The sequence below is a fragment of the Streptomyces boncukensis genome (assembly GCF_011045075.1).
Lineage (GTDB): Bacteria > Actinomycetota > Actinomycetes > Streptomycetales > Streptomycetaceae > Streptomyces > Streptomyces boncukensis.
The window spans coordinates 1-6,384 of sequence record NZ_JAAKZZ010000435.1 but is presented as its reverse complement, the minus strand read 5'-3'; the positions used below and the strand labels follow the sequence as shown (position 1 = coordinate 6,384).

The window sequence follows — 6,384 nt, the reverse complement described above, 5'->3', positions numbered from 1 at the left end:
GGGTTGTTCGAGGGGAGGGGGGTGCGGCGGGTTGAGTTGCCGACGTATGCCTTCCAGCGTGAGCACTACTGGCTCCAGCCGCCGGCCGATACCGGCGGGCTGGCCTCGGCCGGACTCGACACCACCCACCACCCACTCCTCACCGCAGCGCTGCCGCTTCCCGACACCGGTGGGATCGCCTTCAGCGGGCGGCTGTCGCTGAGCACCCACGGCTGGCTGGCGGACCACGCGGCGGGCGGTGTGGTGCTGTTCCCGGGCACGGGCTTCCTGGAACTGGCGGCGCGAGCCGGCGAGCAGGTCGGCTGTGATCGCGTCGAGGAGCTGACGCTCCAGACACCGCTCGCCCTCCCCGAGCGGGGCGGCGTACGGGTGCAGGTCCAGGTGGCGGCTCCCGACGAGTCCGGGCGACGCGCGGTCACTGTGTACGCGTGCCCCGAGAGCACTTCCGACGGCGCTTCCGACAGCACTGCTGATGGCGCTGCTGATGGCGCTCCGCACCTGCCGTGGACCCCGCATGCGACAGGGCTCCTGGCCGGCGCCGCGCACAGCGGGTCCGGCCCCCGCGGGGCCGGGCACTCCGCGTCGGAGTCCTGGCCGCCGCCCGGGGCGACGCCTCTCGTCATCGACGAGCTGTACGACGAACTGGCGGACGCCGGGCTCGAATACGGGCCCGCCTTCGCCGGGCTCCGCTCGGCCTGGCGCGACGGCGACGACGTCGTCGCCGAGGTCGGGCTCCCGGACGACCTGCGCGACACCGCCGACGGCTTCGGCCTGCACCCGGCTCTGCTGGACGCGGCGCTGCACGCCATCGCGCTGAGCGGCGCGGCCGGGGCGCGGGCGGCGCTGCCGTTCTCCTGGTCGGGGGTCGAGCTGTACGCGTCGGGCGCGTCGGCGCTCCGCGTCCGCGTGTCCCCGGTCCGGGACGGGGAGGTGTCGCTCGATGTCAGGGACGGCGAGGGGCTGCCGGTTGCTTCGGTGGCGTCGCTGGCCGTCCGGGAGGTCTCCCCGGACCAGCTGAGCAGGCTGTCCGCGGCGGGTTCCGTGGTGCACGAGGCGCTGTTCCAGCTGACGTGGAAGCCGGTGGCGGCAGGTGCGCCGGCCGGCGGCAGCGGCGCCGTCCCCGCCGTGGAGCGGGTGGAGTGGGTGGAGTGGGAGGAGGCGGCACAGGACGCCGAAGGGCCGCTGCCCGGCGCGGTGGTGCTGCGCTGCGGCGGAGGCGGGAACGACGCGGGCGCGGTGCGCGCGGAGACCCATCGCGCGCTGGGCGCGGTCCAGTCGTGGCTGTCGGAGGACCGCTTCGCGGAGTCGACGCTTGTGGTGGTCACCAGCGGGGCTGTCGCTGTCGACGCTTGCGACGGAGACGCCGTCAGCGATCTCGCGGGCGCGGCCGTGTGGGGCCTGGTGCGGTCGGCGCAGTCGGAGGAGCCCGGACGCATCGTGCTGGCAGACGTGACGGCCTCCGCCCCCGATACCGACACCGCCCCCGGCACCACGGATACGGACGTGTCACTGATCGTGGCCTCCGGCGAACCGCAGGTGGCCGTGCGCGACGGCCGTGTGTACGCGGCACGGCTGGCGCGGACTCCGGTCGGCGGAGGAGCGGCCGGGTCCGCGTCCTTCGGCGAGGGCGCGGTGCTGGTGACGGGCGGCACGGGCGGCCTCGGGCGGCTGGTGGCCCGGCATCTGGTCACCGCGTACGGGGTCCGGCGTCTGGTGCTGACCAGCCGTCGGGGCATGGACGCGCCGGGCGCGGCCGACCTCGTCGCCGAGCTGGCCGAGTTGGGCGGCGAGGCGGAGGTGGCCGCGTGCGATGTGGCCGACCGGGACGCCGTCGCTGAACTGCTGGCCGGGCGTGAGCTGACCGGTGTGGTGCATGCGGCGGGCGTGCTGGACGACGGGACGATCGCGTCGCTCACCCCGGAGCGTATGGACACCGTCCTGCGGCCGAAGGTGGACGCGGCCTGGCAGCTGCACGAGCTGACCCGGGACCTGGGCATGGACCTCTCGGCCTTTGTCCTCTTCTCGTCCGCCGCCGGAGTCATGGGGACCCCGGGCCAGGGGAATTACGCCGCTGCCAACGCCTGTCTCGACGCGCTGGCCGCCCACCGGCAGGCCCAGGGCCTGCCCGCCCACTCCCTCGCCTGGGGCCTGTGGGACCAGGCCAGCGACATGACGGGCACCATGGGCGACGAGGACCGCTCCCGCCTCGCACGCGGCGGCGTCCGCCCGCTGTCACCCGGCGAGGGCCTGGAGCTGTTCGACGCGGCGCTGGGGCTCGGCCGCGCCGCGCTCGTCCCGATCCGGCTGGCGCTGCGCGGGCAGTCGGCATCCGACCCCGACGTCCCCGAGCTGCTGTACGACCTCGTCGCCGAGTCCTCACGCCGCCGTGCCGGGAGCACGGGGGACGACCCCCGGTCGCTGCGCCGGCGGCTGGCCGGTCTCCCGGCCGAGGAGCGCGAGCAGGAGGTGCGGCGGCTGGTGCTGAACGCGGCCGCCGCCGTGCTGGGGCACCGGGACGCGGGGGCCGTCGATCCGGACCGGGGGTTCCTGGAGTCCGGCTTCGACTCGCTCACCGCGACCCAGCTGCGGACCAGGATCAACGCGGCGACGGGACTGCGGCTGCCGCCGATGGTGGTCTTCGACTGCAAGACCCCGGCCGGACTCGCCCAGCACGTGTCCACCGAACTCGCGGCCGCCCCGGCACCGGACGAGGCAGCTTCCCCTGCCGCCTCCACCGCCTCCACCGCCCCAGAGCCCGGAACCGGACCCGGAACCGGACCCGGAACCGCTCCCGCCGGCGACGGCGCGGAGACGCTGACTGCCCTGTGGCGCGCGGGCGTCCTCACCGGGGACGTACCGAAGACCTTCGCGATGCTGCGTGCCGTGGCCGATCTGCGTCCGCAGTTCACCTCGCCCTCCGAGCTGGCGGCGCTCCCGGAACCGGCGGTGCTGGCGCAGGGCGACCAGGGGCCCCGGCTGGTCTGCGTCTCCACGCCCATGGTGGCGGGCGGTGTGCACCAGCACGCCCGGCTGGCCGCGCCGTTCCGGGGGGTGCGGAACGTGTCGGCGCTGCCGCTGCCCGGCTTCGGGCGGGACGAGAAGCTGCCCGCCACCGCAGGCGCCGCCGTCGAGGCGCTGGCCGAGGCGGCGCTGCGGGCGGCGGAGGACGAGCCGTTCGTCCTGGTCGGCTACTCCTCGGGCGGCGTCCTCGGCTATGCGACCGCGCATCTGCTGGAGCGCACCGCGCCGGACCGGCTCGCCGGGGTCGTGCTGCTGGACTCGTATGCCGTCACCGACCACGGCATGCCCGCCGGCTTCGAGCACATGACGTACCGCATGCTGGAGATGGAGTCGACCTTCGGCCCGTACGACAGCGCGCAGCTCTCGGCAATGAGCCGGTACTTCCATTTCCTGCCCGAATTCACCCGGGAGAGCGTCGGGGTGCCGGTGCTGTTCGTCGGGGCGGAGAAGTCGTTCCTCCCCGGGGAATCGGCGGACTTTCCCCGGGCGCTGCCCTGGGATCCCGCGCACACCTTCGTCGCGGCGGACGCGAACCACTTCACGCTGGTGGAGGGCGACTCCGAGCAGACGGCCCGCATCATGGACGACTGGCTGCGCTCGGCACTGTGAACGCGGCGACCGCGTGAACGCGGCGACCGCCGCGCGCGGGCAGCCGTACGAGTAGGGGTGGCCGGAAGAGCTTAGGGGCTTTCCGGCCGCCCTCCCGCCCATACCGTCGTGTCCAGCTGCGTTGATTCGATTGAGGTGATTGCGTTGTCGCTGGATCCCAGCGCCAAGGGCACGGTGCCGTTCGGTGAGCACCACACGTGGTACCGAGTCACGGGGGATCTGCGCTCCGGACGGCCCGCGCTCGTGGTCGTACACGGCGGGCCCGGCGCGACCCACGACTCGCTGGTCAACCTCGCGGCCCTGGCGGAGGACGGCTGGCCGGTCGTCCACTACGACCAGCTCGGCAACGGCGGCTCCAGCCACCTCCCGGACCGGGGCGCCGACTTCTGGTCCGTAGAGCTGTTCCTGGACGAGCTGGACAATCTGCTGAAGCAGCTCGGTGTCGCCGACGACTATGTGCTCTTCGGCCATTCCTGGGGCGGCATCCTGTCCGCCAAACACGCCGCGGGGAAACCCGCGGGGCTGCGCGGTCTCATCCTCGCCGATTCCCCGGCTTCGTATCCGCAGTGGCGCCGTGAGATGGACGCGCTGCGCGCCCAGCTTCCCCCCGGAGTCGACGAGAAGCTCCGAAAGCACGAGGCGGCAGGGACGACCGACAGCCAGGAATACCTGGAGGCCACCATGGTCTTCTACGCGCGGCACGTGTGCCGCATGGACCCCTGGCCGCGCGAATACATGGCCACGTTCATGGAAATCTACAACGACCCCACCGTCTACTTCACCATGAACGGGCCGACCGAATTCCATGTGACCGGCACACTGCGGGACTTCTCGGTGACCGACTGCGCCGCCGATATCGAGGTGCCCACCCTGCTCGTCTCGGGCCGGTACGACGAGGCGACCGAGGCGGTCGTCCGGCCGTACCACGAGCTGATACCCGATGTCCGCTGGGAGATCTTCGACGCGTCCAGCCACGTGCCCAACCTGGAGGAGCCCGAGCGCTTCCGCGAGGTCATGCGCGACTTCCTGAAGGAACTCGAACAGCAGAGGAACGGGTGACAGTGGACGCATCTGTCGAGGACATCGTCGAGGCGCTCCGTGACGCGCTGGTGGAGAACGAGCGGCTGCGCAAGCAGAACGGCCGGCTGACCGCTGCCGCCTCCGAGCCGATCGCCATCGTCGGAATGGCCTGCCGCTTCCCGGGCGGCGTGGCGAACCCCGAGGACCTGTGGCGGCTCGTCGCGGAGGGGACCGACGCCATCTCCGCCTTCCCGGCCGACCGCCACTGGGACATCGAAGGGCTGTACGACCCGGAAGCCGCCGGCAAGGCGGGCAAGAGCTATGTGCGCGAGGGCGGGTTCCTGCACGACGCCGCCGAGTTCGACGCGGACTTCTTCGGGATCAGTCCGCGCGAGGCGCTGGCGATGGACCCGCAGCAGCGGCTGCTGCTGGAGACCTCCTGGGAGGCGATCGAACGCTCCGGGACCGACCCGGCCTCGCTGCGCGGCAGCCGTACCGGAGTCTTCGCCGGCGTCATCTACCACGACTACGCCACCGCCGGAGACGACGGCACGACGGGCAACGGCAGCCTGGTCTCCGGCCGCGTCGCCTACACGCTGGGGCTGGAGGGCCCGGCGGTCTCGGTCGACACCGCGTGCTCGTCGTCGCTGGTGGCCATGCACTGGGCCATGCAGGCGCTGCAGCGCGGCGAGTGCGCGCTGGCGCTGGCGGGGGGCGTGACGGTGATGTCGACCCCGCAGACGTTCATCGAGTTCAGCGCCCTGCGCGGACTGGCGCCCGACGGGCGGTGCAAGCCGTTCGCCGCGGCGGCGGACGGCACGAGCTGGGGCGAGGGCGCGGGCATGCTGCTGCTGGAGCGGCTGTCGGACGCGCGCCGCAACGGCCACCCGGTGCTGGCGGTGGTACGCGGCTCCGCCGTCAACCAGGACGGCGCCTCCAACGGCCTCACCGCGCCCAGCGGCCTCGCCCAGCAGCGCGTCATCCGCCAGGCGCTCGCCGACGCGCGTATCCCCGCCGCCCAGGTCGACGCGGTCGAGGGACACGGCACGGGCACCACCCTGGGCGACCCGATCGAGGCCCAGGCCCTCCTCGCCACCTACGGCCAGGACCGCCCGGAGGGACAGCCGCTGTGGCTGGGCTCCATCAAGTCCAACATCGGCCACGCCCAGGCCGCCGCCGGGGTCAGCGGCATCATCAAGATGGTCGAGGCGCTGCGCCACGACACGCTGCCCAAGACCCTCCACGTCGACCAGCCCTCCAGCTACGTCGACTGGGCGGAGGGCGGCGTGGAGCTGCTGACGGAGCCGCGGCAGTGGCCGCGCACACCGGACCGCCCGCGCCGCGCGGGCATCTCGTCCTTCGGCGTCAGCGGCACGAACGCGCACGTCATCATCGAGGAACCCCCGGCGGAGGAGTCCGCGGAGGGATCGGCGGAGGCGCCGGGCACCGCTGAGGCGGCGGGCTGGCCCGTCGGCGTCCCGGTCCCGTGGCCGGTCTCCGCCCGGAGCACGGAGGCGCTGTGCGCCCAGGCCGAACGCGTCCACGCCCACGCTGCCCACCACGAACCCCGCCCCGTCGACCTGGGCTACTCCCTGGCGACGACACGAGCGGCCCTGGAGCAGCGGGCGGTGGTGCTCGCGGAGGACCGGGAGTCGGGTTTGGCGGGGCTGGAGGCGTTGGCGGCGGGTGCGGTGTCGGCTGGTGTGGTGCGGGGTGCGGTGCGCAGTGGTGGGG

At 73.5% G+C, this 6,384-nt stretch carries 2 protein-coding genes and 1 pseudogene; all 3 read left to right on the top strand.

Annotated elements, in window-relative coordinates; all coding sequences use genetic code 11:
* The first annotated feature begins 36 nt into the window (after positions 1-36).
* Positions 37-3,630 (top strand): type I polyketide synthase, encoded by a 3,594-nt coding sequence (locus G5C65_RS28955; RefSeq protein ID WP_206442389.1) that lies wholly within the window; start codon positions 37-39, stop codon positions 3,628-3,630.
* Positions 3,631-3,774: 144 nt separating this feature from the next.
* On the top strand, positions 3,775-4,689 hold the full coding sequence (locus G5C65_RS28950; protein ID WP_165301999.1) for a proline iminopeptidase-family hydrolase: 915 nt from the start codon (positions 3,775-3,777) through the stop codon (positions 4,687-4,689).
* Positions 4,690-4,706: 17 nt separating this feature from the next.
* Positions 4,707-6,384 (top strand): annotated as a pseudogene (locus G5C65_RS28945) (type I polyketide synthase); the annotation flags it as partial.